Genomic DNA, 18,054 nt, shown 5'->3' with positions numbered 1-18,054 from the left:
CCGCTCCCGATGAACGTTCCCGTCCCCGACTCCCCCTCGCACCGGTCCGCGCTCCCGCCGCCGGGCACCGACCCCGAGTGGTACAAGCGCGCGGTCTTCTACGAGGTGCTCGTCCGCGGCTTCGCCGACAGCAACGCCGACGGCGTCGGCGACCTGCGCGGCATGAAGGACAAGCTGGACTACCTGCAGTGGCTCGGCGTCGACTGCCTGTGGCTGCCACCGTTCTTCGCCTCCCCGCTGCGCGACGGCGGCTACGACGTCAGCGACTACACGGCGGTGCTGCCCGAGTTCGGCACCATCGAGGACTTCAAGGAGTTCCTCGACGAGGCCCACGCCCGGGGCATGCGCGTGATCATCGACTTCGTCATGAACCACACCTCGGACCAGCACCCGTGGTTCCAGGCCAGCCGCAGCGACCCCGACGGCCCGTACGGCGACTTCTACGTCTGGGCCGACGACGACACCGGCTACTCCGACGCCCGGATCATCTTCGTCGACACCGAGAGCTCCAACTGGACGTTCGACCCGGTGCGCAAGCAGTACTTCTGGCACCGGTTCTTCTCCCACCAGCCCGACCTGAACTTCGAGAACCCGAAGGTGCAGGAGGCGATCATCGACGCCCTGCGCTTCTGGCTGGACCTCGGCATCGACGGCTTCCGGCTCGACGCCGTGCCCTACCTCTTCGAAGAGGAGGGCACCAACTGCGAGAACCTCCCGCGCACCCACGAGTTCCTCAAGGAGGTGCGCAAGGTCGTCGACGCCAACTACCCGGACACGGTGCTGCTGTGCGAGGCCAACCAGTGGCCGGCCGACGTCGTCGAGTACTTCGGCGAGAACGGCGACGAGTGCCAGATGGCGTTCCACTTCCCCGTCATGCCGCGCCTGTTCATGGCGGTGCGCCGGGAGCAGCGCTTCCCCATCTCGGAGATCATGGCGCAGACGCCGGACATCCCGGACAACTGCCAGTGGGGCGTCTTCCTCCGCAACCACGACGAGCTGACGCTCGAGATGGTCACCGACGAGGAACGCGACTACATGTGGGACGAGTACGCCAAGGACCCCCGCATGAAGGCCAACATCGGCATCCGCCGGCGGCTGGCCCCGCTGCTGGACAACGACATCAACACCCTCGAGCTGTTCAACGCGCTCCTGCTGAGCCTGCCGGGCTCCCCGGTCCTCTACTACGGGGACGAGATCGGCATGGGCGACAACATCTGGCTCGGTGACCGCGACGGCGTCCGGACGCCGATGCAGTGGACCCCGGACCGCAACGGCGGGTTCTCCACCGCCGACCCCCAGCGCATGTACCTGCCGCTCAACGCCGACCCGGTGTACGGCTACCAGGTCACCAACGTCGAGGCCCAGCTGCGCAACACCAACTCGCTGCTGCAGTGGGTCCGGCGGATGATCCAGGTCCGCGGCCAGCACCCCACCTTCGGGCTGGGCAGCTACGCCGAGATCGGCTCGCGCAACCCCACGGTGCTCTCGTTCGTGCGCGAGTTCGGCGACGACGTCGTGCTCTGCGTCAACAACCTGTCGCGCTTCCCGCAGCCGGTCGAGCTGGACCTGCGCCGCTTCGAGGGCTACACGCCGATCGAGCTCACCGGGCGGGTGGAGTTCCCGCAGATCGGCGTCCTGCCGTACATGCTCACCCTCGCCGGCCACGGCTTCTACTGGTTCGAGCTCTCCAAGCCGACCGAGCCCGCCGCCGACGAGCACGAGGACTGGGCCAGCGCCACCTCCAGCGCCGTGGCCGACTCCCTGCTGGCCGCGGGCGTGGTGAGCGCCGCCGACGAGCCGTCCGACGAGTCCGGAGATGCCCGATGAGCGCACTGATCGACCTGTTCCGCGAGTGGATCCCGCAGCAGCGGTGGTTCGGCGGCAAGGGCCGCGAGTGGGCCGGGGTCACCGAGGACGGCTTCTTCCTCGACCGCGGCAACCCGGTGCTGTCGGTGCACCGGGTGCGGATCGAGTACACCGACGGCGCCCGCGACACCTACCTGGTGCCGATCTCCTGGCGCGACCAGCAGGCCGAGGAGCTGGGAGCGGCCTACATCGGCGCGGTCGTGGGCGAGGGGCAGGAGACGTACGCCTACGACGCGATGCGCGATCGGGAGGCCACCGCGCCGTGGCTGATCCACCTGGCCAACGGCTCCTCGGTGGGCCCGATGCACTTCTCCCCCGCCGGCGAGGGCGACATCCCCGCTGGCCTGCCGGGCGACATCGTCTCGACCGAGCAGAGCAACACCTCGCTGGTGTACGGCCAGGAGGCGATCCTCAAGCTCTTCCGGCGGCTGGAGCCCGGGCTCAACCCCGACGTCGAGATCCACGGCGCCCTGCGCCGGACCGACAACGAGCACATCGCCCCGCTGCTGGGTCACGTGGAGATCGACGACCCGGCGGGCGGCGAACCGGCCACCGTGGCCATGCTCCAGACGTTCGTGCCCAACGCCAGCGACGGCTGGCGGCTGGCGACCGCGAGCGTCCGCGACCTGTACGCCGAGGGTGACCTGCACGCCGACGAGGTGGGTGGGGACTTCGCGGCCGACAGCGAGCGGCTGGGTGCGGCGACCGCCTCGGTGCACGCCGACATGGCTGCGGTCCTCCCCACGGAGGAGGCCGCGCCGGACTGGTACCCGACCGTGGCCCGGCAGATGTCTGAGCGGCTCGACGCCGCGATCGAGATCGTGCCGCAGCTGCAGGAGCACGCGGACGCGCTGCGCCAGGTCTACGCCGCCGTCGCCGAGAGCGGCGAGCAGGTCGTCCGCCAGCGGGTGCACGGCGACCTCCACCTGGGCCAGGTGCTGCGCACCGCCACCGGCTGGATCATCCTCGACTTCGAGGGCGAGCCGGCCCGCCCGCTCGCGTCCCGCCGGGAGCTCGACAGCCCGCTGCGCGACGTCGCCGGCATGCTGCGCAGCTTCGACTACGCGGCCCGGCACCTGCTCGTCGAGCAGCCGGAGGACCCACAGCGCGAGTACCGCGCCCAGGAGTGGGCGGCACGGAACCGGGCCGCCTTCTGCGCCGGCTACTCCGAGGCCAGCGGCCTGGACCCGTGCGGGGAGTCACCACTCCTTCGGGCGTTCGAGGCCGACAAGGCGGTTTACGAATGCGTCTACGAGGCGAGGAACCGTCCGCACTGGCTGATGATCCCGCTCCAGTCGATCGCCCGGCTCGCCGGCCGCGACTGAGCCCCCGAACCGACGGACCAGAGCACCGAGAACGGACGAGGACGGCGAGACGATGACGACCGACGACCGAGGCGAGAGCCACGTGGCCGACAAGGACGATCTGCAGCGCGCCGTGGACCGGAAGGTGGCCGAGGCCGAGGCAGCTGCCGGCGGCCCGGTCGTGAACGCCGAACCGGCGAAGAAGACGACCCGCCGCGCCGCGGCGAAGAAGGCGCCCGCCGAGAAGGCCACGTCCGCCGAGAAGGCGCCCGCGAAGAAGGCCCCGGCCGCGAAGAAGGCGGCGCCGGCCAAGAAGGCGACCCCGGCCAAGAAGGCGGCCGCCGCCGACGCGGCGACGCCCACCACGAGGGCGACGGCAACCAAGCGGGCGACGGCGAAGAAGGTCGCCGCCGCGCCCACGGCCACCGAGGCCACGCCGGAGCCCGGCAGCGAGGACACCGAGATCACCGCCAACCCGGTGGTGGCCCCCGCCCCCGTCGCCGAGCCCGGCTCCCCCAGCGGCGCCCCGGCCGGGCAGCCGGAAGCCCCCGACCCCGACCCGGCCCAGCCCGACACCCCGCAGGCGCCGACCGAGGACCGGGCGACCACCGGGGGCTCGGCGGGGCCGGCTGCGCCGGTCCTGCCGGCCGGCGCTCCGTCCCCCGCCGGCGGTACGACCGCCGGCGCCGCCGAGGACAGCGGGATCGAGGAGTTCGGCGAGGAGGACCTCCGGGCGATCGTCGAAGGCTGGTCGCACGACCCGCACCGCATCCTCGGCGCGCACCGCACGGCCGAGGGCTGGGCGGTGCGCACGTTGCGGCCCGATGCGGTCAGCGTCGCCGTCCTCGACGAGGACGGCAGCCGGTACGAGGCCGAGCGCCTGCACGACGGGGGCATCCACGAGGCGCGCCTCCCCCGCCAGCCCGGGGACTACCGGATCGAGGTGGTCTACGGGGACGGGCAGGGCGGCACGACCACGCACACGGTCGACGACCCCTTCCGCTGGCTGCCCACGCTCGGACCGGTCGACGAGCACCTGATCCGCGAGGGCCGCCACGAGCGGCTGTGGGAGGTGCTCGGCGCGCACGTCCGGCGGTACGAGACGCCGCGCGGCACGGTCGAGGGCGTCTCCTTCGCCGTCTGGGCGCCCAGCGCTCGCGGCGTGAAGGTCACCGGCGACTTCGACTACTGGGAGGCCCGCGCCTACCCGATGCGGGTGCTCGGGTCCTCCGGCGTCTGGGAGATCTTCATCCCCGGGGTGCAGGTCGGCACCCGCTACCGCTACCACGTCCTGGGTGCCGACGGGACCTGGCGCGAGAAGTCCGACCCGCTCGCGTTCGCCACCGAGGTGCCGCCCCTGAACGCCTCCGTGGTGACGGAGTCCACCTACGAGTGGGGCGACGACGCCTGGCTGACCGAGCGCGCCGAGGCCGGGTGGCACCAGCGCCCGATGAGCGTCTACGAGGTCCACGCCGGCTCGTGGCGCGAGGGGCTGTCCTACCGCGAGATGGCCGACGAACTGGTCGACTACGTCCGGGACGCCGGCTTCACCCACATCGAGTTCATGCCGCTGGCCGAGCACCCCTTCGGCGGCTCCTGGGGCTACCAGGTCACCTCCTACTACGCGCCCACCTCCCGTTTCGGCACCCCGGACGACCTGCGGTACCTGATCGACCGGGCACACCAGGCCGGCATCGGGATCATCGTCGACTGGGTGCCCGCCCACTTCCCCAAGGACGAGTGGGCGCTGGCCCGCTTCGACGGGACGCCGCTCTACGAGCACGGTGACCCGCGCCGGGGCGAGCAGTTGGACTGGGGCACCTACGTCTTCGACTTCGGCCGGTCGGAGGTCCGCAACTTCCTGGTCGCGAACGCCCTGTACTGGTGCAAGGAGTTCCACATCGACGGCATCCGCGTCGATGCGGTCGCCTCGATGCTCTACCTGGACTACTCCCGCAGCGAGTGGGAGCCCAACAAGTACGGCGGCCGGGAGAACCTGGAGGCGGTGGCCTTCCTCCAGGAGTTCAACGCGACCGTCTACCGCGAGGTCCCCGGCGTCATGACGATCGCCGAGGAGTCGACCGCCTGGCCCGGCGTCACCCGGCCGACCCACCTGGGCGGGCTGGGTTTCGGCTTCAAGTGGAACATGGGCTGGATGCACGACTCGCTCGCCTACGTCGAGCGGGAGCCGGTCTACCGCAGCTACCACCACGGCCAGCTGACGTTCTCGATGCACTACGCGTACAGCGAGAACTACGTGCTGCCGATCAGCCACGACGAGGTCGTGTACGGCAAGGGCTCCATGCTGCGGAAGATGCCCGGGGACCGGTGGCAGCAGCTGGCCAACCTGCGCGCCTACCTGGCCTACATGTGGGCCCACCCCGGCAAGCAGCTGCTGTTCATGGGATCGGAGTTCGCCCAGGACTCCGAGTGGGCGGAGAGCCGCTCGCTGGACTGGTGGCACCTCGACGACCCCGCGCACCGCGGCATCCTCCAGCTGGTCACCGACCTCAACGGCCGGTACAAGGAGCTCGACGCCCTCTGGTCGCTGGACGTCGACCCGGCCGGCTTCCAGTGGATCGACGCCAACGACGCCTCGGGCAACGTGCTGTCCTTCCTGCGCTACGGGGCCGCCCCGCAGGGAGCCGGAGCCGCGGCGGACCCCGCGGAGGGCAGCGAAGAGGGCACCGCCGAGGAGACGGTCGCGGGCTCCGCGCTGGCCTGCGTCGTCAACTTCTCCGGCGCCCCGCACCACGAGTACCGCATCGGGCTGCCCCGCCCGGGGCACTGGCGCGAGGTGCTCAACACCGACGCCGAGGGCTACGGCGGCTCCGGCGTCGGCAACTACGGCGGGATCGAGGCCGAGGCGGAGCCCTGGCACGGCCAGCCGTACTCGGCGACGATCTCGGCACCGCCGCTGGGCACCGTCTGGTTCCTGCACGAGGGCTGATCCAGCGTTCCACCACCCGGCCGCGCCGCTCCGGCGCTGCCGGGTGGTGGTCGGGTCCTGCGCCACCGGGCATGCTGTGCGGCGCGCGACCTCCCGGACGCGCGCCCCGCACCGCCTGGAGGAGCCACCGGATGAGAGAGCTGCTGCGCCGGGTGGCCCCCCTGGTGGCCGCGGGACTGGTGCTCTCCGGCTGCGCCACCGGCACGGTCCGCGGGGAGGCCACTCCCCCCGACGGGGCACCGACCGATGTGCCGGCCGAGCAGTTCCCGATCATCGGCGTGAGCGACGAGCCGATCGACCAGTTCGCCCGCAACGCCCTGGCCGACCTCGAGACCTTCTGGACACAGGCCTACCCCGAGTACTTCGGGGAGGAGTACTCCCCGCTGGAGGGCTACTTCTCCGTGGACTCCGAGGACCTGGACGGGAACGCCTACCCCCAGACCGGGATCGGCTGCGCGGGCTCCCCCACCGCGCCGGAGGACGTGGCCGGCAACGCGTTCTACGACCCGGCCTGCGACGTCATCGCCTACGACCGGGCGCTGCTGGAGGAGCTCTCCGACGACTACGGACGCTTCCTCGTGCCGGTGATCATGGCGCACGAGTTCGGGCACGCCATGCAGGGCCGGTTCGGGTTCGCCGAGTCCGGGCGCAGCATCCAGGACGAGACCCAGGCCGACTGCCTCGCCGGCGCCTGGACCCGCTGGGTCGCCGACGGGGAGGCCGCGCACGTGTCCTTGCGCGAGCCGGAGCTCGACGACGTCGTCCGGGGGTTCCTCCTGCTCCGTGACGACGTGGGCAGCGACCCGGACGACGTCGAGGCGCACGGTTCCTACTTCGACCGCGTCTCGGCCTTCTACGACGGCTTCGAGAGCGGTCTGGACACCTGCCGCGACGCGTTCGGCGAGGACCGGCTGTTCACCGCCGCGGAGTTCACTCCGACCGACCTCAACCAGGGGAACGCCTACTTCGCCGACATCGTCGACTGGGTGGGCGCCACCCTGCCCGCCTTCTGGGGCGACGTCTTCCCCGCCGCCTTCGGCGGTCGGTTCGAGGAACCCGAGATCGCCGGGTTCGACGGCAGCGCCCCGGCCTGCGACGGGCTCGACGGCCGGGACCTGGGCTACTGCCCCGACGAGCTGACCGTCTACATCGACGAGACCGACCTCGCGGTACCGGCCTACGACGAGATCGGCGACTTCGCGCTGGCCACGGCCATGGCCCTCCCCTACGCGCTCGCGGTGCGCGACCAGGCCGGCCTGTCGGTGGACGACGGCGAGGCGACCCGGTCGGCGGTCTGCCTCACCGGCTGGTACCAGGCGCAGTGGTACAACGCCGAGTTCGTCGACGTGGTCGAGGCCGAGATCAGCCCGGGCGACCTCGACGAGGCCGTGCAGTTCCTGCTGCGCTACGGCGTCGACGAGCAGGTGTTCCCCGACACCGACGCCTCGGGCTTCGAGCTGGTCGGCGCCTTCCGCAGCGGCTTCCTCGACGGCGGCGAGGCCTGCGACATCCGGTGAAGGCCCGCTCCTCTCCCCGCTCGCATGCGCGCGGGAAGAGGAGCGGGGCCGGCTCAGAACAGCGCGGCGGTGAGCTGACGGCGGGCCGCGGCGACGCGCGGGTCCTGGTCGCCGACGACCGAGAAGAGCTCCACCAGGTGCTTGCGCGCCTGGTCGCGGTCCTCGCCCCCGGTGCGGCGGACGACGTCGAGCAGCCGGTCGAAGGCGGCCTCGATGTCGCCGGTGCCCAGCAGGAAGTCCGCGGCCCGTGTCTGCGCGGCGACGTCGTCGGGCGCGGCGTCCGCGGCGGCCAGCGCCTCCGGCCCCGCCTCCTCCGCCCGGCGGAACAGCCGCACCTGGCGCAGGGCGATGCTCGCGTCGGGGTGGTCGGGCTCCTCGGCGAGGATCGCCTCGTAGGCGGCCTCGGCCGCGGCGAGGTCACCACGCTCGAGCGCGGCCTCGGCGGCGTCCAGCCGCGGATCCTCCACCTCCTGGGGCTGGGCGCCGGGGACCGCGCCGCCGGTGGTGGCCTGCACCAGCTCGGTGACGAACTGGCGGGCCTGCTCCTCGGGGATGGCCCCGGTGAACTCGGCGACCAGCTGCCCCTGCCACACCGCCTTGACGGCGGGGATGCCCTGGACGCGCAGCCCCTGGGCCAGCGCCGGGTTGGCCTCGACGTCGACCTTCGCCAGCACCCAGGAGCCGCCGCCCTCGACGGCCAGCCGCTCGAGCACCGGGGAGAGCTGCTTGCACGGACCGCACCACTCGGCCCACAGGTCGAGCACCACCGGCACCTGGAACGAACGGTCCAGCACCTCGGCCTGGAACGTGGCCTCGGTGACGTCGACGACGGCGCCGCCCGCCGCGCCCGCCGGCGCGGAGGCGCTGGGCGGCGGGGCGGTCTGGGCGCGTGCTGCGGCCTCCGAGCGGGCCTTGACGGCGGCGAGGTCGACGGCGCCGGCCATGGCGGCGGCCATCTGGGCCTGCTGGGCCTGCGCGCGCGGGTCGGGGCGTCCGGGACGGGTCGGCTGCATGACCTCGATCATCCCACCCCGCGCACGCCGGTCCTACCGGCCGCCCCTGCTCGTGCCAGCCGCGCCGCCCATGGCACATCGAGCGGCCCCGGTCAGGCCTCCGACCAGACACCCAGCTCGTTGCCGTCCGGGTCCGCGAAGTGGAACCGCCGACCGCCGGGGAACGGGTAGGGGCCCTCGGTCACCCGACCGCCGGCGGCCGCCACGGCGGCGACCGTGCGGTCGAGGTCGGCCGAGAAGAGCAGGACGAGCGGGCCGCCGGGCCGAGGCGGCTGCTCGTCGACCCGCAGGCCGCCGGCCTCCGGGCCGCCGCCCGCGCCGCGGATCCCGGCGTAGGCCGGCCCGTAGTCGGTGAAGTCCCAGCCGAACGCCTCGGCGTAGAAGCGCTTCGCCCGCTCCAGGTCGGTGACGGTCAGCTCGACGTAGTCGATGGCGTGGTGCACGTGGTCGGTCATGCCCGGCATCGTGCCGGGCGGGTACGTCAGAACCGCGCGGGCTCGGTGTAGCCGCCCCACTCGGTGCGGAGCGCGTCGCAGATCTCGCCGAGGGTGGCCTCGGCGCGGACCGCGTCGAGCATGGCCGGCACCATGTTCTGCTCGGTCCGGGCCACCTCCACCATGCGGGCGACGGCCGCCCGCGCGGCGTCGTCGTCCCGCTGCCGCCGGCGCTCGGCGAGCTCGGCCTTCTGGTCCCGCTCCACCTCGTGGCTGACCCGGAGGATCTCCAGCTTGTCGTGGGCGTCGACCGAGCCGACCAGGGTGTTGACCCCGACCACCTTCTTGTCGCCCTTCTCCAGCGCCCGCTGGTAGACGAACGCCGCCTCGGCGATCTCCCCGGTGAACCAGCCGTCCTCGATGCCCCGCAGGATGCCCGAGGTCATCGTGCCGTCGGTGCCCATGTCGCGGATGCGGGCGAAGATCTCCTCGGCCTGCCGCTCGATCTCGTCGGTGAGCGCCTCGACGTACCAGGAGCCGCCGAGCGGGTCGGCGACGTTCATGACGCCGGTCTCCTCGGCGATGACCTGCTGCGTGCGCAGCGCGATCTGCGCTGCCTTGGCGCTGGGCAGGGCGAGCACCTCGTCGAGCGCGTTGGTGTGCAGGCTCTGCGTGCCGCCGAGCACGGCCGACAGCGCCTCGACCGCCGTCCGGACGATGTTGTTGTCCGGCTGCTGGGCGGTCAGGGAGACGCCGGCGGTCTGGGTGTGGAACCGCAGCTGCTGGGCCTTCTCCGTCGTCGCTCCGTAGACGTCGCGCAGCCAGCGGGCCCAGATGCGGCGCGCGGCGCGGAACTTCGCGATCTCCTCGAAGAAGTCGATGTGCGCGTCGAAGAAGAACGAGAGGCCGGGCGCGAACTGCTCGATGTCCAGGCCGCGGGACAGGCCCAGCTCCACGTAGGCGAAGCCGTCGGCCAGCGTGTAGGCCAGCTCCTGCGCGGCGGTCGAGCCGGCCTCGCGGATGTGGTAGCCCGAGACGCTGATCGGCTTGTACGCCGGAATCTTCTCGGCGCAGTACTCCATCAGGTCGCCGATCAGGCGCAGGTGCGGCTCGGGCGGGAAGAGCCACTCCTTCTGCGCGATGTACTCCTTGAAGATGTCGGTCTGCAGGGTGCCGTTCAGCTTCCCGATGTCGGCGCCCTGGCGTTCGGCGGCGACCAGGTACATGCAGAAGACCGGGACGGCGGGGCCGCTGATGGTCATCGACGTCGTCGTCCCCGCGAGGTCGATGCCGTCGAAGAGCTCGTCCATGTCCACGGCGGTGTCGATGGCGACGCCGCAGTGGCCGACCTCGCCGAGGCTGCGCGGATCGTCCGAGTCCCGGCCCATGAGCGTGGGCATGTCGAAGGCCACCGAGAGCCCGCCGCCGCCCTCGGCCAGGATCATCTTGTAGCGCTCGTTCGTCTGCTTCGCGTTGCCGAAGCCGGCGAACTGCCGGATGGTCCAGGCCCGACCGCGGTAACCGGTGGCGTGCAGGCCCCGGGTGAAGGGGAACTCACCCGGGTAACCGATCCGCTCGAAGCCCTCCACCGCGCTCTCGTCGGCCGGCCCGTACACCGGGTCGACCTCGACGCCCGAGAGCGTCGTGAAGTCCGCGTCCCGCACCCGACCTGCGGCCAGTGCCGCGTCGTACCGCTGCTGCCACCGCTGCCGCGCGTCCTGGGTCATGCCGAGATGCTAGGACGTCCAACTATCCTGTGTCGAGGGTCACCCGGCGACGTCGCCGGCGCCCAGCCGGACCCGGCGCAGCGTGGCGAACAGGATCTCGTGCTCGTCGACCGAGAGGTCCTCCAGGCCGAAACCGATGCCGGTGAGCGCCCGGGTGCCCTCCTCCACCACGGCGCGACCGCGCTCGGTGATCGAGGCGAGGACACCCCGACCGTCGGCGGGGTTGGGGCGGCGGTCGACGTAGCCCGCCGCGACCAGGCGGTCGATCGCGTTCGTGACGCTCGTCGGGTGCACCATCAGCCGGCTGCCGATCACCTTCAGCGGCAACTCCCCCGACCGGCTGAAGGTGAGCAGCACGAGCACCTCGTACCGGGCGAACGTCAGCTCCAGGGGGCGCAGCACCTCGTCGAAGCGGGCGAGCAGGATCTGCTGGACCCGGAAGACCGACGTCGCCGCCCGCATCGCCGAGGACGGCCCGAAGTGCTTCTCCCACGTCTCCCCGGCGCGCTCGATCGGGTCGAACGGCAACCCCAGCGGTCGGACCATGCGCGGCACGGTACCTGCGCCACGTTCCCCCGCCGCCACCCTCGCTCGGTGCCGACCTGTCGTGGTGTCGACCCCGACCGTCACCACGTCGGGCCGGCACCGGGTGAGGCCTGTCGACCGGACGGCCGTCCGTGCCGCGGCCTGTGCGGCGGCCGGTGCGGCGGCGGTCCGGGCTGCCGCCGGGCCCGCGTCGCGGTGCACCTCGCCGACGGGCTCGCCGAGTCGCCGCAGGAGACGCGGCTGCGACTCCTCCTGCCCGGCGGCTTCCCTGCAGGGGCCCACCGCGAGCCTGCGAGTGGTGGGGGGCAGGGAGGTAGGTCCTTCCCGTCGCCTGGCCGGACCACCGGCTCGCGGTCGGGTACGAGGGGCGGTGGCACGGCGAGCGGCAGGACGTGGCCCGGGACCGCCGACGCCTGAACCGCCTCACCGCGGCCGGCTGGGCCGTCGTCCTCGTGACCGCGGAGGACCTCACCGACCCGGTCCAGCTGCTCGCCCGCATCGCCGCGGCCCTGCGGCTCGTGCACTGACCCTCGACGCCGCGTGGGGTCCGGGCCGCTCGACCCCCCGCCCACTCGACGACGGCCGGGCGGCTCAGTGCAGCGGTGGCCGCAGCGGCGGGACCTCCCGCACGCCGAACACCTCGGCCAGGGCGACGCGCGCGGCCTGGTCGCCGCAGGCCCCGTGAACGGCGGGACCCGGCGGGGTGGCCGACGACGCGAGATAGACCCCGCGCACCGGCGTCTTGTAGGTGTTCCAGCGCGGGACCGGGCGGGCCAGCATCTGCCAGAGCGTCGTCTGGCCGTTGGAGATGTCCCCGCCCCGGTAGGTGGGGTTCCACTGCTCCATCGCGACGGCGTTCTTCGTGTGGCGGTCGACGACCGTGTCGCGGAAGCCGGGCGCGAACCGCTCGATCTGCGTCTCGATCGCCTGCGTCATGTCGACGTCGGACCCGTGCGGCACGTGCACGTAGGCCCAGAAGATGTGCCCGCCGTCCGGGGCGCGGCTGGGATCGGGCACGGTCGGCTGGACGGCGAGCACGTAGGGGCGGTCGGTGAGCCGCCCCTCGTTCGGCGCCTGCTCCCCCGCGATCGTCTCCGCCAAAGTGCCGGCGACGTGGATCGTCCCGGCGCTGCGCACGTCGGGGTTGGCCCACGGCACCGGCTCGGAGAGGATCCAGTCGATCTTGAACACTCCGGCGCCGTGCCGGTAGCGCTGCACCCAGCGGCGGTAACCCTCGTGCACCCGGTCCCCGGCCATCGACACGAAGGCGTCCGGCGTGGTGTCGAGCAGGACCGCCGGCACGCCCTCGAACTCGCGCAGGTCGGTGACCAGGCGCCCGGTGACGACCTCGCCCCCCTGCTCCTCGAGCGCGGTGACCATGGCATCGGCCAGCTTCTGCGACCCACCCTCGACGAGTGGCCACCCGACGTGGTGGGACAGCATCGTCAGCAGCATGCCCAGCGCCGAGGTCAGCGGCCGGCGCAGGTCGAGCATTCCGTGCGCGGCAGCGCCGGCGATGAGGGCCTGCCCCTCCGGGGTGCCGAAGTACCGCTGCGCCAGCCAGCGCACGTTGGGCAGGCCGGTGAGCCCGAACCTGGCGATCTGCACCGGGCTGCGCGTCGGCAAGCTGCGCAGCCGGCTGGTGAGGAAGAAGTCGACGATGTCGGCGCCGTGCTCCACCAGCGGCGCGAACAGGCGACGGTAGGCGGCCGCGTCCGCGCCGAGCCCCTCCGCGGTCCGCTCCAGGGAGCGGTGGGAGACCGCCGCCCGGCCGCCGTCCAGCGGGTGGGCGAAGTTGATCCGGGGCTGCACGAGGCGCACACCCCGCGCCGGCAGGTCGAACTCGCGGAAGAAGGGCGCGGCGGCGGCCAGCGGCTGGACGGTCGAGCAGACGTCGTGGTGGTAGCCGGGGCGCATGAGCTCCTCGGTGCGCATCCCGCCGCCGGGCCGCTCGCCGGCGTCGACGACCTGCACCCGCAGGCCGGCAGCCGCGAGGCGGAGCGCCGCCGCCAGCCCGTTGGGTCCCGCTCCGACCACGACGGCGTCCGCCTTGCCGTTCAATGCCGTAGTCCGTTCACCCGTCCATCCTGGCCGTACCGGGCGCGCCCTGCCCGGTCAGCGCCTACAGCTGGCCGAGCAGCTCGTCGGCGGCGCGGTAGGGGTCGGTCCCGCCGCCGACGACCGCGTCGGCCAGGGCCCCGAGCGCGGCGGACCCGCGCACGTCACCCATCCGTTCGCGCAGCGTGGCCAGCGCGATCGCCTCGATCTCGCGGGCGGCCCGCTCGCTGCGGCGACGGTGCCCCTCCCCCGAGGACTCCAGCCACTGCCGGTGCTCCTCGATCCTCGCCAGGACCTCCTCGACCCCGTTGTCGGTGTCGCGGGCGGCCACCGTGCGGCAGATCGGCGGGCGCCAGTGCCCGGCCTCGGAGTGCCGGCCGCCGAGCGAGAGCATGTAGCGCAGGTCGCGCACGGTCTGGTCGGCACCGTCCCGGTCGGCCTTGTTCACCACGAAGACGTCGGCGACCTCGAGGATCCCGGCCTTGGCGGCCTGGATGCCGTCGCCCATGCCGGGGGCCACCAGCACCAGCGTGGTGTCGGCGAGCGACGCGATCTCGAGCTCGGACTGCCCGACGCCGACGGTCTCGATCAGCACCACGTCGCACCCGGCGGCGTCCAGCACGCGGAGGGCCTGCGGCGTGGCCCAGGACAGCCCACCGAGGTGCCCGCGCGAGGCCATGGACCGGATGAAGACGCCGCTGTCGCCGGCGTGGTCCTGCATGCGCACACGGTCGCCGAGCAGGGCTCCGCCGGAGAAGGGCGACGACGGGTCCACGGCCAGGACCCCGACCCGCTTGCCGGCCTGCCGCAGCGCCCGCACGAGCGCGGTCGTCGACGTCGACTTGCCCACGCCCGGCGAGCCGGTCAGGCCGATGACCTGGGCGTGACCGGTGTGCGGGGCGAGCGCCGCCGCCACCTCGCGCAGCGCCGGGCTCGCGTCCTCGACCAGGGAGATCAACCGGGCCACCGACCGGGCATCGCCCTCGCGGGCCCCCGCCACCAGCGTCGGGACGTCGGCGGCCCGACGGCTCCGCCGCCCGCGAGGGGCGCCCGGAGCCGCCGGCTGGACCGCGGTCCCCTCCGTCACGCGGCCTCCTCGCTGGCGCTCGTCAGCCACGTGCCGGGGGTGCTCCGCTCCCCGGTCGAGCTCGCGAGCTCGCTCAACTCTTCGCGGGCACGTGCAGGATCAGCGCGTCACCCTGGCCGCCGCCACCGCACAGCGCGGCGGCGCCGACACCGCCACCGCGGCGGCGCAGCTCGAGCGCCAGGTCGAGCACGATCCGAGCGCCGCTCATGCCGATCGGGTGCCCGAGGGCGATGGCCCCGCCGTTCGGGTTCACCTTCTCCGGGTCGATGCCCAGCTCACGGGTGGAGACGATGCCGACCGCCGCGAACGCCTCGTTCAGCTCGACCAGGTCGAGCGACGTCGGGTCGATGCCCTCGCGCTCGCAGGCCTTCTGGATCGCCCGGGACGGCTGGCTCTGCAGGGTGGCGTCCGGGCCGGCGACGACGCCGTGCGCGCCGATCTCGGCGAGCACGGTGCACCCGAGCTCGGCGGCCTTCTCGGCGCTCATGACCACGACGGCACAGGCGCCGTCGGAGATCTGCGAGGCGGTGCCGGCGGTGATCGTGCCGTCCTTGGCGAAGGCCGGCTTGAGCTTCGAGAGGCTCTCGGCGGTCGTGTCGGGGCGGATCCCCTCGTCCTCGCGGAACTCGATCGGGTCGCCCTTGCGCTGCGGGATGAGGACCGGGGTGATCTCCTCGTCGAAGATCCCGTCCTTGGCGGCGCGCGCGGCCTTCTGGTGGCTGGCCGCGGCGAACTCGTCCTGCTCCTCGCGGGTCAGGTCGTAGCGGCTGTTGGCCTGCTCGGTGAGCGCCCCCATGGCCACCTGGTCGAAGGTGTCCGACAGCCCGTCGTGGGCCATCGCGTCGATCAGCTTCGTGTCGCCGTACTTCGTGCCGGTCCGCGAGCTGGCCAGCAGGTGCGGCGCCTGGGTCATCGACTCCATGCCCCCGGCGACGACGACGTCGTACTCGCCGGCGCGGATGAGCTGGTCGGCCAGCGCGATGGCGTTCATGCCGGAGAGGCAGACCTTGTTGATGGTCAGCGAGGGCACCGACATCGGGATGCCACCGGCCACCGCGGCCGGGCGGGCGGGGTTCTGGCCGGCGCCGGCCTGGATGACCTGGCCCATGATCACGTAGTCGACCTGGTCGCCGGAGATGCCGGCCCGCTCGAGCGCGGCCTTGATGGCGATGCCGCCGAGGTCGGCCGCCGAGAAGTCCTTGAGCGAGCCGAGGAGCCGGCCCATCGGGGTACGGGCGCCGCTGACGATGACCGAGCGGGACATGCTGCCTCCAGTGGCGGGCCGCCGCCGGTGGCGACCTCGTTGTCGGGACGCACCGCGACGGCGTTACCGGCGCGGCGTCGGGCCTTCCGGGAAGGATAGGACGGGCATCCGACGCGCGGCAGGGCGGATTTCGTGGCCGCCGTCACGTCCGGGGAGTGAGGCCCACCACAACGACCTGTCGTCTCAGACGTCTTGACGGCAGGATGCCTCGCGTGAGCAACGACGCCGCCCTCCCCGGCCTGCCCGAGGGCCTGCTGACGACCATCGACCACGTGGGCATCGCCGTCCCCGACCTGGACGAGGCGATCGCCTTCTACGCCCGGACCTTCGGCGTGCACTCGGTGCACGAGGAGACCAACGAGGAGCAGGGCGTCCGCGAGGCCATGCTCGCCGTCGGCACCGGGGAGACCCGCATCCAGCTGCTGGCGCCGCTGACGCCGGAGTCCACCATCGCGAAGTTCATCGGCCGCTCCGGTCCCGGTCTGCAGCAGCTGGCCTTCCGGGTCGACGACGTCGAGGCGGTGAGCGCGACGCTGCGCGAGCGCGGCCTGCGACTGCTCTACGACACCCCCCGGCGCGGGACGTCGGACAGCCGGGTCAACTTCGTCCACCCGAAGGACGCCGGCGGCGTCCTGGTCGAGCTCGTGGAGCCGGCCCGCTGAACCCGCGCCATCCTGCCGGTTACCCACCGGTAACCTCACCGCACCCGCACCGCCCTCCGAGCCCGGCCGACCACGGCCACCGATGACCCGGGAGTACGCGTGAACGAGATCAGGGACGCCATCCTCGCCGACCAGCTGGACGCGCTGGGGGGCCTGGCCGTGCCGGAGTCCTACCGCGCCGTGCTGGTCCGCAAGGACGAGCAGCACATGTTCGAAGGCCAGGCCACGAAGGACAAGGACCCGCGCAAGTCCCTCCACGTGGACGAAGTGCCGACCCCCGAGCTCGGCCCGGGCGAGGCGATCGTGGCCGTCATGGCGTCCTCGGTGAACTACAACACCGTCTGGACGTCGATCTTCGAGCCGGTCTCCACCTTCGGCTTCCTCGAGCGCTACGGCCGGGTCTCCGAGCTCACCAAGCGGCACGACCTGCCCTACCACGTGGTGGGCTCCGACCTCGCCGGCGTCGTGCTGCGCGTGGGCCCGGGCGTGAACAAGTGGAAGCCGGGCGACGAGGTGGTCGCGCACTGCCTCTCGGTCGAGCTGGAGGACCCGGCCGGCCACGACGACACGATGATGGACCCGCAGCAGCGGATCTGGGGCTTCGAGACCAACTTCGGCGGCCTGGCCGAGCTGGCGCTGGTCAAGAGCAACCAGCTGATGCCCAAGCCGGCCCACCTCACGTGGGAGGAGGCGGCCAGCCCCGGGCTGGTCAACTCCACCGCCTACCGCCAGCTGGTCAGCAAGAACGGCGCCAACATGAAGCAGGGCGACACCGTCCTGATCTGGGGCGCGTCCGGGGGCCTGGGCTCCTACGCCACGCAGATGGCCCTCAACGGCGGCGCGATCCCCGTGTGCGTGGTCAGCAGCCCGGAGAAGGCAGAGATCGTCCGCAAGATGGGCGCCGAGCTGGTCATCGACCGGTCCGCGGAGGGCTACAAGTTCTGGAAGGACGAGGAGACCCAGGACCCGAAGGAGTGGCAGCGCTTCGGGAAGCGGATCCGCGAGCTGACCGGCGGCGAGGACGTCGACATCGTCTTCGAGCACCCCGGCCGGGAGACCTTCGGCGCGAGCGTCTACGTCGCCAAGAAGGGCGGCACGATCATCACCTGCGCCTCCACCACCGGCTACCTGCACCAGTACGACAACCGGTACCTGTGGATGAACCTCAAGAAGATCCTGAGCTCGCACTTCGCCAACTACAAGGAGGCGTGGGAGGCCAACCGCCTCATCGACAAGGGCCTCATCCACCCCACCCTGTCGAAGGTCTACCCGATGGAGGAGGTCGGCCAGGCCGCCCTCGACGTCCACCGCAACGCCCACCAGGGCAAGGTCGGCGTGCTGACCCTCTCCCCGAAGGAGGGCCTCGGCGTCAAGGACGCCGAGAAGCGCGAGAAGCACATCGACGCGATCAACCGCTTCCGCGGCGTGTAGCAGGACCCCGTCCTCCTCACCCCTCGCGCGCTCGGGGTGAGCCTCTGGACGGGGCCGTTCCAGCGACTCACCGGGGGGGGGGGGGGGGGGGGGGGCGCCGGCCCCCCCCCCCCCCCCACGCCGGTGCGCTCGGTGTCGCCAGGCTCCGCGTCCACCGACGCGGGCAGCTGGGCGGCCGGCGCCGTCGTCGTCGCG

14 protein-coding genes are annotated in these 18,054 nt (G+C 72.6%); 7 read left to right on the top strand and 7 right to left on the bottom strand.

The genetic code is table 11. The features are described from left to right. Positions 1–9 precede the first annotated feature (9 nt). The 4 genes from treS (at position 10) to ACI8AG_RS17035 (ending at position 7,637) form a co-directional block, all read left to right on the top strand. Positions 10–1,827, top strand: coding sequence for a maltose alpha-D-glucosyltransferase (gene treS, locus ACI8AG_RS17050; protein ID WP_456588889.1), 1,818 nt, complete (start codon positions 10–12; stop codon positions 1,825–1,827). Next, the gene (locus ACI8AG_RS17045; protein ID WP_456597963.1) at positions 1,824–3,191 is read left to right on the top strand and encodes a maltokinase N-terminal cap-like domain-containing protein; all 1,368 of its coding nucleotides are present in this window, start codon (positions 1,824–1,826) and stop codon (positions 3,189–3,191) included. Before treS ends, ACI8AG_RS17045 begins: the two co-directional genes overlap by 4 nt. A 52-nt stretch (positions 3,192–3,243) precedes the next feature. Beyond that, positions 3,244–6,120 (top strand): 1,4-alpha-glucan branching protein GlgB, encoded by a 2,877-nt coding sequence (gene glgB / locus ACI8AG_RS17040; RefSeq protein WP_456597962.1) that lies wholly within the window; start codon positions 3,244–3,246, stop codon positions 6,118–6,120. Between the two features lie 131 nt (positions 6,121–6,251). Next, on the top strand, positions 6,252–7,637 hold the full coding sequence (locus ACI8AG_RS17035) for a neutral zinc metallopeptidase (protein WP_456597961.1): 1,386 nt from the start codon (positions 6,252–6,254) through the stop codon (positions 7,635–7,637). Positions 7,638–7,690: 53 nt separating this feature from the next. Here ACI8AG_RS17035 and ACI8AG_RS17030 read toward each other — a convergent pair whose 3' ends face one another. From ACI8AG_RS17030 to ACI8AG_RS17015, 4 genes are all read right to left on the bottom strand, one after another. Further along, a complete protein-coding gene (locus ACI8AG_RS17030) occupies positions 7,691–8,650 on the bottom strand; it encodes a tetratricopeptide repeat protein (RefSeq protein WP_456588893.1) in 960 nt (319 codons plus the stop codon). Between the two features lie 92 nt (positions 8,651–8,742). Further along, positions 8,743–9,105, bottom strand: coding sequence for a VOC family protein (locus tag ACI8AG_RS17025; RefSeq protein WP_456597960.1), 363 nt, complete (start codon positions 9,103–9,105; stop codon positions 8,743–8,745). A 26-nt stretch (positions 9,106–9,131) separates the two neighbouring features. Continuing rightward, positions 9,132–10,811 carry an acyl-CoA mutase large subunit family protein gene (locus ACI8AG_RS17020; protein WP_456588895.1) on the bottom strand — a complete coding sequence of 560 codons (1,680 nt, stop codon included), beginning with the start codon at positions 10,809–10,811 and terminating at the stop codon, positions 9,132–9,134. A 39-nt stretch (positions 10,812–10,850) separates the two neighbouring features. Next, positions 10,851–11,357, bottom strand: coding sequence for a MarR family winged helix-turn-helix transcriptional regulator (locus tag ACI8AG_RS17015; RefSeq protein WP_456588896.1), 507 nt, complete (start codon positions 11,355–11,357; stop codon positions 10,851–10,853). Positions 11,358–11,749: 392 nt separating this feature from the next. Here ACI8AG_RS17015 and ACI8AG_RS17010 point away from each other — a divergent pair, with 392 nt between their 5' ends. Beyond that, on the top strand, positions 11,750–11,884 hold the full coding sequence (locus ACI8AG_RS17010; protein ID WP_456597959.1) for a hypothetical protein: 135 nt from the start codon (positions 11,750–11,752) through the stop codon (positions 11,882–11,884). Positions 11,885–11,948: 64 nt separating this feature from the next. Here ACI8AG_RS17010 and ACI8AG_RS17005 read toward each other — a convergent pair whose 3' ends face one another. The 3 genes from ACI8AG_RS17005 to ACI8AG_RS16995 all read right to left on the bottom strand — a co-directional run bounded on the left by ACI8AG_RS17005 (position 11,949) and on the right by ACI8AG_RS16995 (position 15,766). Next, positions 11,949–13,418, bottom strand: a complete 1,470-nt coding sequence (locus tag ACI8AG_RS17005) for a phytoene desaturase family protein (RefSeq protein WP_456597958.1) — start codon at positions 13,416–13,418, stop codon at positions 11,949–11,951. A 61-nt stretch (positions 13,419–13,479) separates the two neighbouring features. After that, a complete protein-coding gene (gene meaB, locus ACI8AG_RS17000) occupies positions 13,480–14,502 on the bottom strand; it encodes a methylmalonyl Co-A mutase-associated GTPase MeaB (protein WP_456597957.1) in 1,023 nt (340 codons plus the stop codon). 73 nt (positions 14,503–14,575) lie between these two features. Further along, positions 14,576–15,766 carry an acetyl-CoA C-acetyltransferase gene (locus tag ACI8AG_RS16995; RefSeq protein ID WP_456588900.1) on the bottom strand — a complete coding sequence of 397 codons (1,191 nt, stop codon included), beginning with the start codon at positions 15,764–15,766 and terminating at the stop codon, positions 14,576–14,578. Between the two features lie 203 nt (positions 15,767–15,969). Between ACI8AG_RS16995 and mce the strand changes: the two genes are divergently transcribed. Continuing rightward, positions 15,970–16,428 carry a methylmalonyl-CoA epimerase gene (gene mce, locus ACI8AG_RS16990; RefSeq protein WP_456597956.1) on the top strand — a complete coding sequence of 153 codons (459 nt, stop codon included), beginning with the start codon at positions 15,970–15,972 and terminating at the stop codon, positions 16,426–16,428. A gap of 99 nt (positions 16,429–16,527) precedes the next feature. Next, positions 16,528–17,859, top strand: a complete 1,332-nt coding sequence (gene ccrA, locus ACI8AG_RS16985; RefSeq protein ID WP_456597955.1) for a crotonyl-CoA carboxylase/reductase — start codon at positions 16,528–16,530, stop codon at positions 17,857–17,859. The last annotated feature ends 195 nt before the right edge of the window (positions 17,860–18,054 follow it).

This window comes from Blastococcus sp. SYSU DS0552 (assembly GCF_054050815.1).
This window is presented reverse-complemented; position numbering and strand designations above follow the sequence as displayed.